The organism is Bradyrhizobium sp. 62, from assembly GCF_023073035.1.
Taxonomy (GTDB): Bacteria; Pseudomonadota; Alphaproteobacteria; order Rhizobiales; family Xanthobacteraceae; genus Bradyrhizobium.
On the sequence record NZ_JADPIT010000010.1, the window covers coordinates 514,465 to 532,768 of the forward strand.

Annotated in this window: 16 protein-coding genes; 6 read left to right on the top strand and 10 right to left on the bottom strand. The window is 62.9% G+C overall.

The annotated features are described in order from the left end of the window. Window positions 1–49: 49 nt before the first annotated feature. Genes IVB47_RS06620 through IVB47_RS06630 form a run of 3 tightly spaced genes read left to right on the top strand, consistent with a single transcriptional unit; the run spans window position 50 to window position 3,522 of the window. Window positions 50–1,177, top strand: coding sequence for a mandelate racemase/muconate lactonizing enzyme family protein (locus IVB47_RS06620; RefSeq protein ID WP_247460502.1), 1,128 nt, complete (start codon window positions 50–52; stop codon window positions 1,175–1,177). Beyond that, window positions 1,177–2,772, top strand: a complete 1,596-nt coding sequence (locus tag IVB47_RS06625; RefSeq protein WP_247460504.1) for a GMC family oxidoreductase N-terminal domain-containing protein — start codon at window positions 1,177–1,179, stop codon at window positions 2,770–2,772. The genes IVB47_RS06620 and IVB47_RS06625 overlap by 1 nt, the downstream gene beginning before the upstream one ends. A gap of 27 nt (window positions 2,773–2,799) precedes the next feature. Then, window positions 2,800–3,522, top strand: coding sequence for a GntR family transcriptional regulator (locus IVB47_RS06630; protein WP_247460506.1), 723 nt, complete (start codon window positions 2,800–2,802; stop codon window positions 3,520–3,522). Between the two features lie 51 nt (window positions 3,523–3,573). On the opposite strand, the gene IVB47_RS06635 is transcribed toward IVB47_RS06630, so the two are convergent. The 10 genes from IVB47_RS06635 to IVB47_RS06680 form a co-directional block, all read right to left on the bottom strand. Beyond that, window positions 3,574–5,355 carry a chloride channel protein gene (locus IVB47_RS06635; RefSeq protein WP_247460508.1) on the bottom strand — a complete coding sequence of 594 codons (1,782 nt, stop codon included), beginning with the start codon at window positions 5,353–5,355 and terminating at the stop codon, window positions 3,574–3,576. Between the two features lie 10 nt (window positions 5,356–5,365). Then, window positions 5,366–6,259: a formylglycine-generating enzyme family protein gene (locus IVB47_RS06640; protein ID WP_346730782.1), complete on the bottom strand. Its 894-nt coding sequence runs from the start codon at window positions 6,257–6,259 to the stop codon at window positions 5,366–5,368. An 84-nt stretch (window positions 6,260–6,343) separates the two neighbouring features. After that, window positions 6,344–7,987: an arylsulfatase gene (locus tag IVB47_RS06645; protein WP_247460511.1), complete on the bottom strand. Its 1,644-nt coding sequence runs from the start codon at window positions 7,985–7,987 to the stop codon at window positions 6,344–6,346. A gap of 33 nt (window positions 7,988–8,020) precedes the next feature. Further along, window positions 8,021–8,794 (bottom strand): GntR family transcriptional regulator, encoded by a 774-nt coding sequence (locus IVB47_RS06650; protein ID WP_247460514.1) that lies wholly within the window; start codon window positions 8,792–8,794, stop codon window positions 8,021–8,023. 4 nt (window positions 8,795–8,798) lie between these two features. Further along, window positions 8,799–9,851: an ABC transporter ATP-binding protein gene (locus IVB47_RS06655; RefSeq protein WP_027519177.1), complete on the bottom strand. Its 1,053-nt coding sequence runs from the start codon at window positions 9,849–9,851 to the stop codon at window positions 8,799–8,801. Beyond that, complete coding sequence (locus IVB47_RS06660; protein WP_247460516.1) at window positions 9,848–10,687, bottom strand: carbohydrate ABC transporter permease; 840 nt, start codon at window positions 10,685–10,687, stop codon at window positions 9,848–9,850. The genes IVB47_RS06655 and IVB47_RS06660 overlap by 4 nt, the downstream gene beginning before the upstream one ends. After that, window positions 10,684–11,619: a sugar ABC transporter permease gene (locus tag IVB47_RS06665; RefSeq protein WP_247460518.1), complete on the bottom strand. Its 936-nt coding sequence runs from the start codon at window positions 11,617–11,619 to the stop codon at window positions 10,684–10,686. Before IVB47_RS06665 ends, IVB47_RS06660 begins: the two co-directional genes overlap by 4 nt. 3 nt (window positions 11,620–11,622) lie before the next feature. Beyond that, complete coding sequence (locus IVB47_RS06670; protein WP_247460520.1) at window positions 11,623–13,017, bottom strand: sugar ABC transporter substrate-binding protein; 1,395 nt, start codon at window positions 13,015–13,017, stop codon at window positions 11,623–11,625. A gap of 220 nt (window positions 13,018–13,237) precedes the next feature. Further along, window positions 13,238–13,972, bottom strand: coding sequence for an SDR family oxidoreductase (locus IVB47_RS06675; RefSeq protein ID WP_027519174.1), 735 nt, complete (start codon window positions 13,970–13,972; stop codon window positions 13,238–13,240). Window positions 13,973–13,982: 10 nt separating this feature from the next. Continuing rightward, the gene (locus tag IVB47_RS06680) at window positions 13,983–15,023 is read right to left on the bottom strand and encodes a LacI family DNA-binding transcriptional regulator (protein WP_247460522.1); all 1,041 of its coding nucleotides are present in this window, start codon (window positions 15,021–15,023) and stop codon (window positions 13,983–13,985) included. Between the two features lie 192 nt (window positions 15,024–15,215). On the opposite strand from IVB47_RS06680, the gene IVB47_RS06685 reads away from it, so the two are divergent. From IVB47_RS06685 to IVB47_RS06695, 3 genes are all read left to right on the top strand, one after another. Next, a complete protein-coding gene (locus tag IVB47_RS06685; protein ID WP_247460524.1) occupies window positions 15,216–16,517 on the top strand; it encodes a sugar ABC transporter substrate-binding protein in 1,302 nt (433 codons plus the stop codon). A 62-nt stretch (window positions 16,518–16,579) separates the two neighbouring features. Beyond that, window positions 16,580–17,467: a sugar ABC transporter permease gene (locus tag IVB47_RS06690; RefSeq protein WP_035968926.1), complete on the top strand. Its 888-nt coding sequence runs from the start codon at window positions 16,580–16,582 to the stop codon at window positions 17,465–17,467. 4 nt (window positions 17,468–17,471) lie between these two features. Next, window positions 17,472–18,299, top strand: coding sequence for a carbohydrate ABC transporter permease (locus tag IVB47_RS06695; protein WP_027519170.1), 828 nt, complete (start codon window positions 17,472–17,474; stop codon window positions 18,297–18,299). Window positions 18,300–18,304: the final 5 nt, after the last annotated feature.

The window sequence follows — 18,304 nt, forward strand, 5'->3', positions numbered from 1 at the left end:
TGACCATACAAGGGCGCCTTTGGTCATAGGCGTCGCAGGCCTTCTGAGCATGACATCGTCGCCTTTCACCATTCGCAGCGTCCAGGCTTTCGGCTATCGCTATCCGTTGACGACACACGTCATCACCTCGTTTGGGCGGATGGCGGATCGGCCTGCCGTTTTCGTTTGCGTCGAGGATACGGACGGTCACGTGGGTTGGGGCGAGGTGTGGTGCAATTTTCCGGCGCCGGGCGCCGAGCACCGTGTTCGGCTGGTCAACGAGGTTCTCGCGCCAGCCCTTATCGGATTTAGTGCGCAAGACCCATCAGCCGCTTTTGAGCGCCTGACGCAGGGAACCTCGGTGCTCGCGCTGCAATCCGGCGAAGCGGGTCCGTTCGCGCAGGCTATCGCCGGCATCGATCTTGCTATCTGGGATCTCCACGCGCGCCGCCAGAACGTTGCGCTGTGGAAACTGCTCGGCGGATCCCGGAACAGGATCAAGGTATATGCCAGCGGCATCAATCCCGCAGGGTCAGAGCGAGCCGCAGAGGCATCCCTCGCGCGTGGCTACCGCGCCCTGAAGCTGAAGATAGGTTTCGATCCGGTGGCCGACCATGCCAATCTGGCGGCCCTGCGGCGGCTTGTTGGCAAAGGCCTGCTCGCCGCTGACGTTAACCAGGGCTGGACCATCGCGCAGGCGCTTGAGCTTGCTCCGCGGCTGGAGGCGTTCGACCTTGGCTGGCTCGAGGAGCCGATCCGCGCCGACCGCCCCCGGCAGGAGTGGAAGCAGCTCCGCCAGTTAATCAGCTTTCCGCTCGCGGCGGGCGAGAACATCGCCAGCCACGCCGGATTTGCCGAGGTGCTGGGTGAGCCGGTTCTCGGCGTGGTACAGCCGGACATCGCGAAATGGGGTGGACTCTCGGCGTGCGCGGGCATCGCCCGCGATATCCTGCAGTCAGGCAAGATGTTCTGTCCGCATTATCTTGGTGCCGGCATCGGTCTTCTCGCATCGGCCCATCTTCTGGCCGGCATCGGCGGCGACGGGCTGCTGGAAGTCGATTGCAATGAGAACCCGCTGCGCGATCGCTTCTGTGGCCCCGTGTTTGATGTCCGGGAGGGTGCGATCGAACTCGGCGACGCGCCAGGTCTTGGGCTCACGCCTGATCTTGCGTCGATCAAACAGTACCGGACCGCGTGATGTCACCGCAGGGCTACGATTACATTATCGTCGGCGCGGGCTCCGCCGGCTGCGTGGTCGCAAACCGGTTGTCAGCCGATCCCGCCTGCCGCGTGCTGCTGCTGGAAGCCGGTGGATCGGACCGGAATTTTTGGCTCAGGCTTCCGGTCGGGTACTATCGGACCATCTACAACGAACGTTTCTCGCGCCTGTTCAGGACCGAGCCGTCGGAAGGCAGCGGCGGCCGTTCCATCGTCTGGCCGCGCGGCCGTGTGCTCGGCGGATCCTCGTCGATTAACGGGCTGATCTTCATCCGCGGCCAGCACGAGGATTTCGACGACTGGGAACGCCTTGGCGCCGATGGCTGGAGCTATCGTGACGTCCTGCCGTATTTCCGGCGCTACGAACGCTACCGCGGCGGCGAGAGCCAGTTTCACGGCGGCCTCGGCGAGTTCGAGGTCTCCGATCTCCGCAATGACAATCCGGCATCCAGGGCGTGGGTCGAGGCAGGCGCGCAGTTTGGCCTGCCACGCAATCCGGACTTCAACGGCGCAACCACGCTCGGCGTCGGCACCTACCAGCTCGGCATTGGGCGTCACTGGCGGACCAGCTCCGCCTCTGCGTTTCTGCAGCCGACCGCCGGCCGTCGAAACCTCTCCATCGTTACCCATGCGCATGTCAGCAAGGTCGTTTTCAACGGACGCGTCGCGACCGGCGTCGAATGGATCAGCAAGGGACAAGTGCACCGCGCGACAGCGGATCGCGAGGTCATTTTGTCAGGCGGGGCGCTGCAGTCGCCGCAGATCCTTCAGCTTTCCGGCGTGGGTCCGGCTGATCTGCTGCGCAAGCTCGGCATCACCGTCGTTGCCGATGCTTCGGAAGTCGGCGCAAATCTTCAGGACCACTATCAAGCCCGGCTGATCGTCCGCCTCAAGGAGCGGATCTCGCTCAACGATCAGGTCCGAAATCCGGTCGAGCTTGCGAAGATGGGCCTGCAGTGGATGCTGGCAGGCAGCGGCCCGTTGACGGTCGGCGCAGGGCAGGTGGGCGGCGCAGCGTGCACCGAATACGCCGTCGGCGGCAGGCCAGACGTGCAGTTTAACGTGATGCCACTGTCGGTCGACAAGCCCGGTGAGCCCCTTCACACCTATTCCGGATTTACAGCTTCGGTCTGGCAATGCCACGCAAAGTCGCGCGGCCGGCTTGCGATCAGTTCGACCGACCCGTTCGAGCAGCCGCGGATCGCGCCCAACTATCTCGCCGAGGAGACCGATCGCAAGACCATCGTTGCGGGCCTGAAGATCCTGCGCGAGATCTATCAACAGAAGGCGTTTCGTCCACTGTGGGACGTCGAGGTGGTGCCGGGAGACGCAGCAAGGAACGATGCCGGGCTGTGGGATTTCGCGCGCAACACGGGTGGCACCGTGTTCCACTGTGTCGGGACCTGCCGCATGGGCCGTGATGAGCGAGCGGTGCTCGATCCGCAGCTGCGCGTGCGCGGCGTCGAGCGGCTCCGCGTGATCGATGCCTCGGTGATGCCGCAGATCACTTCGGCCAACACCAACGCGACCAGCCTGATGATCGGCGAGCGCGGTGCAGCTCTTGTCATGGCCTGATCGGTTCATTGATCTTCCGGAGGCGAGATGGAATTGAATTCCGACAGTCACGTCCCCAAATACGCGCAGATTGCCGACATCTTCCGCCAGCGGATTGCGCGCGGCACCTGGACCCGTGGCTTTCGCCTGCCAGCCAATGACGAGCTTGCGGCCGAGTTCGGGGTGTCGCGCGTCACGATCCGTCAGGCGGTCGAGCTGCTTGCCCGCGACGGCGTCATCGGGGCCCAGCAGGGACGCGGCACGTTTGTCACGGGCTCTTTGCGGCAAGATCGGTGGCTCAAGGTCGAGACTACGCTGTCGGACCTTGCGGACATGTACCGCGACACCTCGCCGGAGATCATCAACATTTCGGAAAGCCGCAGTGATGCGCCGCTGCTTCCCGAAGACGGCAAGCCGGCCGAGAAATACGTCTTTATGCGCCGCCTGCACTCACGCCAGAAGCAGCCTTACTGCGTGATTTCCATCTATCTCGACGAGAAGATCTTTCGCAGGTCGCCAAAGCGCTTTCGCAACGAGACCGTTATCCCGATCCTCAACGATCTCAGGGATCCTGCGATCGCCAGCGCCCGTCAGACGCTTACCATCGGCACTGCGGATCTTGAGGCGGCGCGGCTGCTTCGCGTGCCCCTCAACTCGCCCGTGGCCGAAGTCCGTCGTGTCTTCACAACCAGCGACCGTACAGTGATCTATCTCGGCGAGGTCACCTATCGCGGCGATTTCGTGCGTATCGACATGGACTTGCGGCCGTAAAAGCGATGCGGCTTTCCGGCCAGGTCATGCTCAAACCCTGACTTTGACCGTCTACCGGGAAAACAATTCCTGGTTCCGACGCTCGAGTTCTTCGCCATATGTGCGCAGCACGTGGGATTCGCTTAGCGTTCCGATCGCTATGCGACTGTCGTCGCGGTCAACGACTGCTAGCACGTCTGCCTCGCTGCGCTCGAAGGCTTTCAGGATCTCACGAACCGACGTAGTCGGAAGCAGGCATTCATCCTGTTGCTGCGCCAGCGATCCGAGCGGCTCGTCGTCCCGGTTGGCCACCGAATGCAGCGTCGCGGCCGGAACGATGCCGGCATAAGCGTTGTTGGGATCGAGCAGCACGACCTGCCGGACCATCGCTGGCGAAAACAGCCTTTGCGCCTCGCCGATCGGCATCGTCGTCGGGGCGTTCTCGAAGTCCGTGCGCATCAGGGACGCCGCGCTCATTTGTCTGGCCCAGCCGATGTCCTGCGGGCCACGGATGACCTCGCCCCTCAAATGGAAGCGCCACGTCGCAAAGCTGTAGCCGAAAAGCTCGCGGACAATGAGAGCGCAGACCGATGATGCGACTACCGCGCCAACCGTGACGGAGAAGTCGCCGGTGATTTCAAGCGCGAGACAGACCATGCTGAACGGCGCGCCCAGCACGCCGGTGCCCAGCGCAGCCAGCGCGGCAATGGCAGCGGTGCCCGGTTGCAGGGCGAGCGTAGGAAGAAGGCCGGTCAGCACGATGCTGTAGAGCTGCCCGATCAGCGCGCCGAGCAGTAGTGAAGCGAAGAACAGACCGCCACGGAAGCCCGAGCCGAGCGAGATGGCTGAGGCAAGAATCTTGAACACGATAGTCGTGGTGAGCAGGAGCCATGTCGGATTGCTGACGAGAAGGATCTGCATCGCGCCATGGCCGGCGCCCAGCACGGTCGGCGTCAGCAGGGCAAGACCGCCGAGCAGCAGGCCTCCGAGGATCGGCCGTACGAATCCCTTGAATACCATGATGCGCTGAAAGCACCGTTCCGAGAATGCGACTGCGAGCATGACGATAATGCTGACGAAGGCGCAGATGACGCCGATCAGCACGGTTTGCCCGATCATCTCGACGGACACCGGTGAGGGGAAGCCGGGCACCATCAGGAACGACTGGTGCGTCAATTGCCGCGCGACCAGCCACGCAGTAACGGCGCTAGCGGTGACGGGAACAAGTGCGGCGGAAGTGTACGCGCCCAGCACGACCTCGAAGGCGTAGAAGGCGCCGGCCAGAGGTGCAGAAAACGCAGCGCTGATCGCACCCGCGGCGCCGCAGGCGACCAGGAGCCGCATATCGTTACGTCGTGCGGCGAGGCGCTGCCCGACATGAGAGCCGAACATCGCGCAGATCTGGGTGTAGCCCGCCTCCAGTCCGACTGATCCACCGAAACCGTTTGAGAGCAGCGTCTGCATCGAAATCAGGAGGCTACCGCGAAACGACAGCCGGCCGCCATAGAGCGCATTCGCCTCAATCGCGTCGGCGAGCTGCTGGCCCTTTACGCGTCGGGCGAAGTAGAGCCCGATCAGCGCCAGCACCAAGCCGCCGAGCATCGGGATCAGCAGTGTTCGCTGCCACGAAATCACGCCGGTGGCGCTGAGATGTGCGTCGACAGGAATGTCGAACAGCAGTGCGTGAGAGACCTGGCTGAGGCGCGAGATCGCAGCAACGAGAACGCCGCTGAGCAGTCCGACGACAATGGCGACCAGCACAAGGCCGGTCTCGCGATTGCGCACGAAGTTGCGCAGAAAGAGCGGCAGCAAACGGGTGCCGGGAGCTTGAGCCGGCTTAGCGGCCTGTGGCACTGGAGCCATCCTATGCCGAATCCCGCAGCCGTTCAGCACGCACGACACGGAAGCCGATATTGCTCGACGAGGAGTCGGGCGTATTGGAGCTTCGCGCCGCGACGCGGTAGCGGTTGCAGTAGGATTCGTGGCAGAGGAAGGATCCGCCGCGCATCGAACGGTTCGGAGCCGATCCGCGGTTCAAGGGATCGTGAGATGTTGTGAGGCGGTGATAGCTCGGTGAAAAATTGTCCTCGCACCATTCCCAGACGTTTCCGGCGACATTGTGCAGGCCGTATCCGTTTGGGGCGAATGCATGAACGGGCGCCGTACCAAAATAGCCGTCATCGATGGTATTGTGGCCGGGAAAGTTGCCCTGCCAGATGTTGCAGCGATGCTCGCCGTCGGGCTGCAGCTCGTTGCCCCAGGGATAGGTGGCCTGGTCCAACCCGCCGCGCGCGGCCATCTCCCATTCCGCTTCGGTTGGCAGCCGCGTCCCTGACCAGGCGCAGTAAGCCTGTGCGTCGTTCCAGGAGACGTGGACGACGGGGTGGTCGAGCCTGTCGAGAATGCTGGTCGCCGGTCCCTCTGGCTGTGCCCAATATGCGCGCAGCACCGGAAGCCACCATGGTGTTTCCTGAACGCGTGTCAATTGGTCGGTGCGCGTCTCTTCCGGCAACAAGCCTTCGAAGACAAAACTCCAGCCGTAGCGTTCGGCCTCGGTCGTATAGCCCGTAGCGCGGACGAAGTCGCCGAACTGCAGATTGCTCACGGCATGACAGGCGATGAAGAACGGCGACAAGGTGACCGGCCGTACCGGGCCCTCGCCATCTTCGACAAACCTTTTGTCGGCCGAGCCCATGTGGAAGGTGCCACCGAGTAATGAGCTCCAGCGGCGCTGGATCGTCGTTGAACTGGGGGGGATAGCTCTTTGCGCCTCGCTGGCCGGCGCCGACTCCTTGCCGGCATCGCCTCGGATGCAGCAATGTGAACGATCCCCGGTCATGTGCTATTTCTGCTTCTCTTCTTCCCAGAAGGCCGTGCCGCCTTCCGCCCTCATCAATTCGAGAATCTTCTCGCGCGGGATCACGCCGCAACGATTCGCCCATTGCTGGTATTGCGCCGTCATCTCGCTGGCGCGATCCGGATACTGTGCGGCCAGATCGTTCATCTCGGTGCGGTCCGCTTCCATGTCGTAGAGCTCCCAAGGGCCAGGATATTTCCGTACCAGCTTCCACTTGCCGACGCGCACGGCCGCATTGCCTTCGTGCTCCCAGAACAGCGGGCCCCGATTGCCATAAGCCGCCGTGAATGATGGCACCAGGCTTTCGCCCTCGCAGGGCAAAATAGGGCTGCCGTTGTATTCACTGGGGTAGGTGGCACCGGTGACGTCAAGAATGGTCGCCATCACGTCGGTGAGTTGGCCTGGATTGTGCCGCAGGCCGCCCTTTTCGGAGATGCCGCGCGGCCAGTGCACAATGAACGGCGTGGCGATACCGCCCTCGTGAACCCAGTGCTTGTAGAGCCGGAACGGGGTGTTGGAGAGATTGGCCCAGGCGGTGCCGTAGCTCTGATAAGTGTCCTCGCCGCCGGGCATAAGGCTTGGATCGTTGCCGAAACGCACGGCCCTGCCGTCGCGGGTCTTTGCCTGCGCGATCATGAGCTGGTCGACCAGCTCCTTCGCAGTGACGCCTTCCGGAATATCCTCAGCGCAGGCGCCGTTGTCCGAGAGGAAGATGATTAGCGTGTTGTCCATCTGGCCGGTTTCTTCCAGCGCCTTCAAGATACGCCCGATGCCCTGGTCCATCCGGTCGATCTGGGCCGCGTAGACCTCCATGCAGCGCAGCGTCCATTCGCGCTGCTCGGCGTCGGTCCAGGCGGGTTGGGTCGGATCGCGGTCGGTCAGGCGCCAGTTCGGATGGATGATGCCGTCTTCGACGAGGCGCTTGAGGCGCTCCTCGCGCAGCTTGTCCCAGCCGGCGTCGAAGCGGCCCTTGTATTTTGCTATGTCATCTTCATGGGCGTGGAGCGGCCAATGCGGGGCAGTGTAGGCGACGTACTGGAAGAACGGCCCGTCGGGCTTTTCCGCCCTGTGCTGGCGGATGAAGGCGGCTGCCTGATCGCTGATCGCATCCGTATAGAAGAACGACGGGTCCTTGACGGCCTCTTGCTCGATATTGTCGTTGCCGCGGGTTAGCGTATTCGGGTGATAGAAACTGCCGGCGCCGATGATGGTGCCATAGAAATGGTCGAAGCCGCGCTGCATCGGCCAGGCGTCGGTCGGCTCGGTAAGGCTGCTGGCGATATGCCACTTGCCGCTGAGATAGCTCGTATAATTCCTGCTCTTGAGCGCTTCGGCGATCGTCACGCAACTCTTGTTCAGATTGCCGGCATAGCCTTCCGGACCGTTGCTGTAGGTGAGGATGCCGATGCCGGTCTGGTGCGGATGCAGGCCGGTGAGCAGCGAGGCGCGAGACGGGCTGCAGCGCGCGGTGTTGTAGAACTGTGAGTAACGCAGCCCGTTCGCCGCAAGACGATCGAGGTTCGGCGTCTGGATCTCGCCGCCGTAACAGCCGATGTCCGAAAAGCCCATGTCGTCATTGAGGATGAGCAGGATGTTGGGCCTATCAGAGGTCTTTGCGCCATTCGGCATGTTTTATGTCCTCGTTATTGACGTGTGGCGTTGTCAGCAATGGCGACGCGTCAGGCTGATGCTGAGGCGGAAATATTTTGGCAGGTAGACGGCGCGCAGAAGTTCCAGCGCCCGTCCTTCCCTGCCGAAGGTGACGCGTTCGATGGCGAGCAGAGGCGAGCCGACCTTCACGCCAAGCAGTTTTGCGCTGCCGGCGTCGGCAAGATCGGCGCTGATCGTCTGCTGCGCGTCCTTGATGGTGAGGCCGAGCTCGTCCTCGAAGACGCGATACATGATAATCGAGACCAGGTCGCGCTTTTCGAGCTCGAGACCGATCTCCGGCGGATAGAAGGCGTGCTCGATCGCGATTGGCGTTTCGTCGGCGAGCCGCAGACGCTTGAGTTGCCAGACGGCGCGCTCGCGCAGCTGCTCGCGAACGGCGGCATCGTGGCGATTGGTCATGCCTTGCTGCAAAATCCTGGCGCCGGCATGGTAGCCGGCGTCGCGGATGGTCTCCGAAAAGCCCATGAGGCGGCCGACCCAGTTCTCGGGCTGGTTCGAGCGCAGGAATGTGCCGCGGCCGCGTGAGCGGTCGAACATGCCTTCGTTCACCAGCGGCGCAATGGCATTGCGGATTGTAATGCGGCTGACGCTGAAATGACGGCCGAGCTCGGCCTCGGTCATCAGGCGGCCGGTGGCGTCGATCAGCTTGCCGTCCCGAACCTGACTGCGAATGGACTCGCGAATCTGGACGTGCAGGGGCGTCGAGCCTTCCGCGACATCGCTGCCGAGCGGAGCGGACTTCTTCTTGTGGGTTTGAACAGCCATGGTGTCAGAGCCGCATGCGGGTCGTGGGATCGAACAAATGAATGTCCTGGGGACGGGTGGTGATCGAGATGGTCTCGCCTTCGCCGGGGATGTTGCCGTCGCTGACGCGCATGCGGATCATGATGCCGGCGCAGTCGAGGTCGAGCACGGCGGTATCTCCGAGGTCCTCGATCAGGTCGACGCGCGCGCCGAGTCCACCCTCCGTCATGCGCAGGGCGCCGGGGCGAAGCCCGACCACCACATCACGCTCGCCCGCGGTTGTGGTGGTCGTCTTGAGACGATGCCCGGCAATGATCACGTCGCCGTCGACATAGCGGGCGGGGACGAGGTTCATCGGGGGATTGCCGATGAAGCCGGCGATATCAATCGAGTTCGGGCGCGCGAACACTTCTGCGGGCGTGCCGATCTGCTGGATCTCGCCTGACATGAACACCGCCATGCGGTCGGCCAGCGTCATGGCCTCTTCCTGGTCATGGGTGACGTAGACCGCGGTGACGCCCAGGGAGCGCTGCAACTTCTTTAATTCGGCCCGGGTCTCCAGCCGAAGCTTGGCGTCAAGGTTGGAGAGGGGTTCGTCGAGCAGGAACAAGCGCGCCTTGCGCACGATCGCGCGGGCGAGTGCGCAGCGCTGCTGCTGACCGCCCGAGAGCTGGCCCGGCTTCCGGTCCAGAAGGTGGTCGATCTTCACTTTTCTTGCTGCTTCTTGCACGGCGGAAGCAATCTCGGCCTTCGGAAGCCTGGCCATCTCGAGTGGGAAGGCGATGTTCTCGGCGACGGTCATGTGCGGATAGAGCGCGTAGCTTTGAAACACCATGGCGATGTCACGATCGCGCGCGTCAGTCGAGGTGACGTCCTTGTCGTCGATCAGCACTCGGCCGGCGGTCGGCGCATCGAGACCGGCAAGGATGCGCAGCGTCGTGCTCTTGCCGGAGCCGGACGGTCCGAGCAGGGCAAAAAACTCGCCCGGCTTGATTTCGAAATTGACGCCCTTGAGCGCGGCGAACTCGCCGTGCATCTTGACGATGTTGCGAAAACTGACCCGACCCTGGCCGCTCATCGGCGCCCTCCGCCTTTGACTGCACCGACCGTCAGACCCTTCACGATGTGCTTCTGCGCGACTACTCCGAGCACGACTACAGGAAGCATGGCCAGGACCGAGACAGCTGCGAGCTTGGCCCACAGCGTCTGCTCGACGGAGACGAAGTTGAACATGGCCACCGTGACCGGACGCACCGTGTTACCGCTGAGCACGACCGCGAACAGAAATTCGTTCCAGGCATTGAGGAATACGAACACGACGGTGACGGCGATGCCGCCGCGGACCTGCGGGATGATGATGCGCCACAGCGTCTTGAGCCTGCTGGCGCCGTCGAGATAGGCGGCTTCCTCCATCTCGAAGGGAATGTCCTCGAAATAGGATACCAGCAGCCAGATCGCGAAAGGCAGGGAGAACGACAGGTAGATCAGGATGATGCCCTGATAGGTATCGATCCAGCCGATGTTCCTCAGCACCAAGAAATAGGGGATGATGATGCCGACTGGCGGCAGCATCTGTGTCGCCAGGACATAGAAGCCCGCGAACTTCTTGCCGCGAAAGCGCAGCCGCGCCAGCGCATAGGCCGCAGGCACCGCCATCAACATGGTCACGATAGTAGTGCCGACCGAGATGATGGCACTCGAAAGGAGGTTCGGGAGGATCGATCCGGAGCCGAACAGCACGTCGCGATAGGCCTCCAGCGTCGGCGAGAAAACCAGCTTGGGCGGATAGGCGAGCACATCGGATTCAGTCTTGAGCGAATTCAGCACGCTCCAGATGATCGGGAAAGCCCAGGCCAGCAGGAAGACCATGGAAATCGCCAGCAGGGCGATGGCGCGGAGGCGCTTTGCCGTCACTTCGCCCTCCGCAGGGCAAACAGGATGCCGGAGATGATGATGGTCACGATCAGCAGCGCCACCGCCAGCGCCGCACCGTACCCGATTGACAACTCGGTGAAGGATTTCCTGTAGGCATAGAGGTTGAGGATCTCGGTCGCGGTCCCGGGGCCGCCGCCGGTGACGGTGAAGATCGCAGCAAACGCCGTCAGCGCCACCATCGTCCGCATGATGATGACCATGACGATCGCGGGCCGCAGCAAGGGCAGGGTGATGCGGCGGAAGCGTTGCCAGGCCGAAGCCCGATCGAGCCGCGCGGCCTCATAGATGTCCTCGGGCAGTGAGGCCAGCGAGGCCAGCAGCACCATGAACGCGAACGGCGTCCATTGCCAGGTATGGATTGCGATCACCGAGACCATCGCAAGCGTGGGATCGCCGAGCCAGTTCTTGCTGCCGAGACCGGCGTTGATGGCGAGGAAGTCCACGATCCCGAATTCCGGTGCCAGCATGAAAGTGCGCCAGATCATGCCGACCACGGCCGGCGACAGCACCACAGGCAGGATCGCGATGACACGAAACCAGCCTTGGCCGCGCTTCATGTCCATCACCAGCAAGGCGAGCGCCAGCCCAATGATGACCTGGAGCGCGACGGTCGAGCCGGTGTAGACGAGGCTGACCAGCAGCGAGGTCCAGAAGCGCTCGTCGGAGAGCAGCACTTGGTAGTTCTCGAGCCCGACGAAGCCGTTAGTAAACGGCATCGCCAGGTCCATCCGGAACGCACTGGTATAGATCAAGAAGAGCAGCGGAAACGTCGTGGTGGCGAGCAGCGCAATAAATGCCGGTGCAAGCAGGGCTGCTGCAAACCGGCGCTCGCGCTGCGCGAGGACGCGGCCGAAATCGCTGCGAGGCGCCTCGCTCGCGATCCCGGCCGATGTCACCGCGGTCGTCGCCATGGCTCAGCCGCGCATCATGGGTTCGATGCGGCGCTGCGCATCGTCCAATGCGGCCTTGATCGTGGCCTGGCCGGAGAGGGCCGACTGAATCGCGGTTGCCATGGTGTCGCCGATCGCCGGCCATTGCGGCACGCGCGGACGCCAGTCGACGTCGGTGTCGTCCTGCAGGGCGCCCATCGTGGCCTCGACGAAGTTCTCGCCAAAGCCGTTCATCAGCTTGATGTAGTCGGGATCCTTCCACACCGAAGTGCGGTTGACGCCGGAGCGTTTGGTGGGACCGGCGAACTTGTGCGCGGTGCGCGCCTGAGTCTCGGCGCTGGCAGCCCATTGGATGAACAGCCAGGTCGCCTTGCGTTTCTTCTCCGGTAGCGCGGAATTGATGGGGAAACCCCAGTTCCAGATCGACGTGGTGCGCTTGCCCGAGGGGCCCTTGGGCCAACGGGCATAGGCGACCTTGCCGATCACCTTGGATTTCTCCGGATTGTTGATGACCGAGGCCGACGAATGCGCGTCGATGTAACTGGCGACGGTGCCTTGCGAGAAGGCATCGGCGATATCCGGCCAGTTCCAGTTCGCCGCTGCCGTCGGCGCGTACTTCTTCATGATGTCGACGTACCAGGCGAGCGCCGCCTCGGCCTCGGGACCGTTGACGGTGAGCTTGCCGCCCTTCATCCAGTCGCCACCGAACTCGCGGAAAATCGACGGATAGATGTACATGTTCTGGCCTGCGCCGGCGACGCCGCGCAGAGCCGCGCCCCAAACGCGGTCGTTTGGCGTGTTCAACGCCGCGGCGTTCGACATATAAGCTTCGAGCGTATCGGCCGGCTTAAGGCCTTTCGCATCGTAGAGATCCTTGCGATAGACCTGAATGGTCACTTCGCCGTCATAGGGCATGCCGTAGAGTTTGCCGTCGATGCCGTTGGCGCTGCGCCAGGCCGGAATGATGTCATCGAGCTTGAACCAGGCCTCATCCGTCAGCGACTTGTCCTTCAGATAGGTGTCGAGCGGCTCGACCCATTTGTTCGCGGCGTAGAGCGCGTAATACATGGGGTCGGCGGCGTGGGTCGCGTAGGTACCGGTCTTCGAGGTCAGGTCGATGACGCTCTTCTGCCGGATCTGCGCCGGGGGGATCTTTTCAAAACGGACATCAATGCCGGTCAGCGCCTTGAACTGAGGTGCCAGCGTGATCAGGTTTTCGAAGTAGCTCGCCGGGATAACCGCGACAGTGATTGTTTCGCCTGATACCTGCTGCCAGTCGATCTTGGCGGACTTGTACGGCGCGAGGTCGGCTTCCTGCGCGGCGGCCTGTCGGAGAAGAGTAGGTCCAAACGTCGCCAGAGCCGCTGCCGCGGTTCCGGTTTTGATGAGCGTTCGTCGCGTCGGCTTGAATGACGTCATACGGTCCTCCCGAAAATCCGGATTTTGCGCTCCGGTTAGTAAGGACATTTGCCTAAATGTTATAACAAGTCAACCGCGGCAAGGTTGCCGCTCGTCGTTGCCATAGGACGTCATCTTGCGCGCCTCGGAACTCCGGCGCTCGCTTCCAGAGATGGTTTGAAGCCGACGATGCGCCGCTTGACGTATCCGTTGATGTCCAGCCGCCGGTGCTCGCGCGACGTCAACCTGCGAGAAACCCGCCATCCACAGCAACGACGGTACCGGTCGCATATTGCGACGCCGGCATGCACAGGAACGCGACGGCGCCGGCAATATCTTCCGGCTGTCCCCACCGCTTGAACGCGGTGCGGTCGGCGATGCGCTGGTAATGCGCGAGATCAGTCCGGCCGGCGGCGTTGATCGCGGTCTCGATATAGCCGGGCGCAACTGCGTTGACGCGAATGCCCTCTTCGGCCCACTTCAAGGCGAGTGCCTTGGTCAACATCACGACGCCACCCTTACTGGCGCAATAGGCGGGGATACGCGGTAGCGCCAAAACCGCGTTCATCGAGGCGATGTTGACGATCGATCCCTTTGCCTCCGCAAGCAGCGCGCGAAAAGCCATGCAGGTCCGGAAGGTGCCGGTGAGATTGACATCGAGAACCTTCACGAAAGTCTCGATCTCGAATTCTTTGTCGCGGGCGAGAATCCCGGCGCAATTGACGAGCGCGTCGACCCGCTTGTACTTGTTGGCGAAGAATTTGACGGCCGCATCATCGGTGACGTCGAGCGTCCCGAGCGTGAGGCCCGCGCGCGGCTTGAGGAGTGTGCGGGCGAGATCGGCATCGTTGGCGCCGGTTGCGGTCACCGTCGCGCCGAGATCGCAAAACTGGTTGCTGATTGCTGCGCCAATGTCGCCGGCGCCCCCGATCACGATGGCATGAAAGCCGGAGGCTAGAGAGAAATTCAAACTCATCGGGACTGTCTCACTTCAGGGATTTTGCAAGCGGCGCCGTCGACTCGCGGACCACCAGTGAAAAGTCGATCTCGCGGTGCATGATGGTCTGCTCGCCGGCGAGGCTGCGCACCAGATATTCGCCGGCGCGTTGCCAGGTTTCTCCGGTCGGAACGTGAATCGTGGTCAGGCTCGGTCGCAGATGGCGGCTCCAGTCGAGATCGTCGAACCCAACGACCGACAGATCGCGTGGTACCGAAAAGCCGCTGCGTTCCGCCTCGAGCAGCACGCCGTAGGCGATGACGTCGTTGCCGCACACTACGGCTGTGGGACGATCCTTGAGCCCCAGGAGATAGCGCGCCGCTTCGCGGGCGTCGTCCAGCGTATAGGGCACCTCGACATGCCATTGCGACGGCAGTTCGAGGCCGCTCTCGGTCAGCGCGCGGCGAAAGCCGGCAACGCGAGCGCTGGCACGGTCGTTGTTGCGCTGGAGAGCCGAGACGATCCCGATGCGGCGATGGCCGAGTTCGATGACATGGGCGGCGGCGCGATGGGCGGCCGCTTCGTTGTCGGTGCCGACGCAAGGGTAGGGCCGGTCGGGCTGGTATATGCCCACATTGATGAACGGCACCGCGTTGTCCGCGAGCAGCTTGCGCAAGCCGTCGTGATGGCAGTCGCCGCGCAGCACCAGGCCGTCGACGCCGCGGCTGATCAGATTGCGCGCCTGCTGCAATTCGACGTCAAGATCGTAGCCGCTCGTCGTGAGGAACAGCATGTATCCGACCGACGACAGATAGTGCTGCAGCGAAGCGATGCCGCGCGCGAACATCGTGTTGTCGATGGTCGGCACGATCGCGCCAAGAGTGCGCGAGCGACGTGAGGACAGGATGCGCGCGGGCGCATGCGGGATGTAGCCGAGCGCGTCAATCGCCTGTTCGATGCGCACGCGCAGAGATGGGCTCACCGCATCCGGATTGTTGAGGGCACGAGAGACCGATGCGGTTGAGACGCCGGCGCGGGCGGCTACGGCGCGGATGCCTTGTTTCACAGACTTGGCGTCGGTCAGTCCCATGAATGTAACGGTACATGTTGCGCCGCAAACCCGGGCGGTGGTGATAATCGCATGTATTTGCCGCAGATCACGCAGTTTGTCCATCGCTTGACACGGCGAGCGTGAGGTCTATTTTGTAACCGTTTTCAGATGTGCACGAACGTGTTCAAAATGGTCCGCCAGCTTAAGGCGGCCAGCCGGGAGGAGAGTCCAATGAAGGCCAGGATGCTCGCGACGCATCTCGCGTTGCCCGTTCTCGCGATCGCCGCTGTTGGCGCGCCCTCGCACGCCGCCGATTTCGACTGGATGAAGTTCAAGGGCAAGACCGTCACCTTTCTCGCCAACAACAATCCGGTCGCGCAGGCGCTCCTGACCTACAAGGTCGATTTCGAGAAGCTGACCGGCATGACCCTCAAGGTCGACGGTTATCAGGAACAGCAGATGCGCCAGCGTCTGGTGACCGTCATGAATGCGAACAGCGATGAGGTTGACGTGTTCATGACGCTGCCCTCGCGCGAGGGCGAGCAGTTCGCCGCCGCCGGCTGGTATGCCGACCTCACCACGATGGCCAAGAACGAGGTGGCCAAGGACTACGATCCAGCCGGGCTCAGCCAGGCCCTGCTGAAGGCCGCGACCTTCAACGGCAAGCTCACCAGCATGCCGATGAATCTCGAAGGGCCGATCTTCTATTACCGCACCGACATCTTCAAGAAGTGCGGTCTCGAGGCGCCGAAGACCATCAAGGACGTCGAAGCCGCCGCCGAAAAGATCAAGACCTGCGACAGCGCGGTGACGCCGTTCGTTTCGCGCGGCCTCAAGCCCGCGGTCGCCTACACCTTCAGCAACATGCTGCACAATGTCGGCGGCACCTATATCGCCGACGGAAAGTCGAACCTGTGCTCCGCAAAGGGCAAGGAAGCGCTCGAAACCTATAGCCGGCTGCTGCGCGACTTCGGTCCGCCTGGCGTCGTCAATTACAGCTTCCAGCAGATTTCGGCACTCTATCGCGGCGGCCGCGCCGCAATGGCGTTCGAATCGTCCAACGAGCTTCGCACCGTCATGGACGGTGGCGCGCGGTTGAAGGACACCGGTCTTCTGCCGTTCCCGGCGGGGGAGGCCGGCCAGGTGCCGACCACGATCGGCTGGGGCATGGCGGTATCCTCGCACAGCAAGCAGCCGGATGCGGCCTGGTATTTCGTGCAGTGGGCGACCAGCCCCGAGGTGCAGAAGAAGATGGCGCTCCAGGGCATTGCCCCGCCGCGTCCATCGGTCGCCAAGGATCCGGAGTATCGCAAATGGATCGATGAGGAGCCGGTGCGCAAGGAATGGCAGGCCGCTCTCGACGTGCTCGCCACCAAGGGTTCCTCCGAGGTCGGCTATCCCATCGTCGCCAATCCGGAATCGCGCGAGTTCATCGGCCAGGCGGTGCAGGACCTGATCCTCAAGCAAAAGCCGATCGACCAGGCCTGCGCGGATGCCGACAAGGCGCTCGATGCGTTGATCGCCCAGAAGTAACGGCTTCATGCCGGCAGGCTCGCTGCATGCCGGCATTTCCCCCCACCTGAGGACGCGGACGGATGTCTGACTCGGCTGCGACACTCACGCAGGACCGGCAGAAGCTGGAAATGGCGGCGCTTTCGGCGCCGGCCGTGATCTTCACGGTTGCGATGATCGCGTTTCCGGTCGTCTATACGATCTGGCTAGGCTTCCAGACGTTTTCCTCGACCGGCAAGCAGTCCTTTGCAGGGCTTGCCAATTATTCCAAGCTGATCTCCGATTACGAATTCTGGCACGGGCTGTGGATCACCATAGCCCTATTCGTGCTGTCGCTAGTGCTGCAACTCGTCTTCGGCGTCTGGCTGGCGTTGGTGCTGTTCCACGCCAAGCGGCTACCGGGCATCGTGCGCTCGTTGTTCATTTCGCCGTTCATGATGCCGCCGGTGGTCGCCGGCATGATGTGGCTGGTAATCCTCGATCCCTCGCTGGGTGCCGCCAACTATGTCCTGCAGTCGTTCGGCCTGCCCCCGTCGGACTGGCTGGCCTCGCCGTCCCTGGTCATTCCGACGGTGGCGCTGATCGACAGCTGGCAGTGGACGCCTTATGTCGCTCTGATCGTGCTGGGCGGGCTGCAATCCCTGCCGCCGAGTGTCTACGAGGCTGCCCAGATCGATGGCGCATCCCCATTCAAGACATTTCAGCGTATCACGCTGCCGCTGCTGCTGCCGACCATTGTCACTGCCGCGATCCTGCGCAGCGTCGATCTCCTGCGCTTCTTTGACATCATCTACATCACCACCCAGGGCGGCCCGGGCAACGCCTCGAACACGCTCAACATTTATGGGTTCCGGGTCGGTTTCGAGTTCTTCAACATCGGCTATGCCAGCGCCCTGATGCTGACACTGACGGCGATCGTGTTCGGCGCCGTGCTCGCCTTCAACCGCCTGCGGGGCGCAGTGGCGTGGTGATGTCATGAACGATGCCGCCAACACCGACCGCTGGATCCGCTGGCTCAACACGGTGCAGCTCGTGCTCGCCGGCATCATCATCATGGCGCCGACGGTCTGGATGGTGCTGTCTTCGTTCAAGCCGTCCTTCGAGGTCACCGCCTATCCGCCGACGCTGGTCTTCACACCGACGCTGGAGAATTACGCCGAGCTGACCAGGACCACTCCGTTCCTGAGTTATGCGCTCAACAGCCTCATCGTTACCGTCGGTTCGACCTCGCTCGGGCTGCTGTTCGGGATTCCCGCCGCCTTCGCCGTCTCCTGGACCCGGATTACGTGGCCGGCAATCCTGACGCTGGCGGCGCGCATGGCGCCCGGCACGCTGTTCCTGCTGCCGTGGTACGTCATGTTCCGGCAAATCGGCATGATCGGCTCCTACACCGCGTTGATCCTCAGCCACGCCGTCATCACGCTGCCGATCGTGATCTGGGTCTTGCTGCCGTCGTTCGATGCCATCCCGCGCAGCGTGTTCGAGGCTGCGCAAGTCGATGGATGCAGCGTCACGCGCATCCTCTGGCGCATCGCGATGCCGCTGGTGGCGTCGGGCGTCGCGGTTTCGGCGATCCTCGCCTTCGTCTTCTCGTGGAACTACTTCCTGTTTGCGCTGGTGCTCTCCAACGGCGACACCAAGACGCTGATCGCGGCGGCCTTCAACTTCATCGGCGAAGGCTCGACGCAATGGGGCGCCCTCATGGCCGCGGCGACGCTCATCGCATTGCCGCCGCTGGTGCTGGCGGCCCTGGTTCAGCGCTGGCTGGTGTCCGGACTGACGCTCGGCGCGGTGAAAGGCTAGGTATT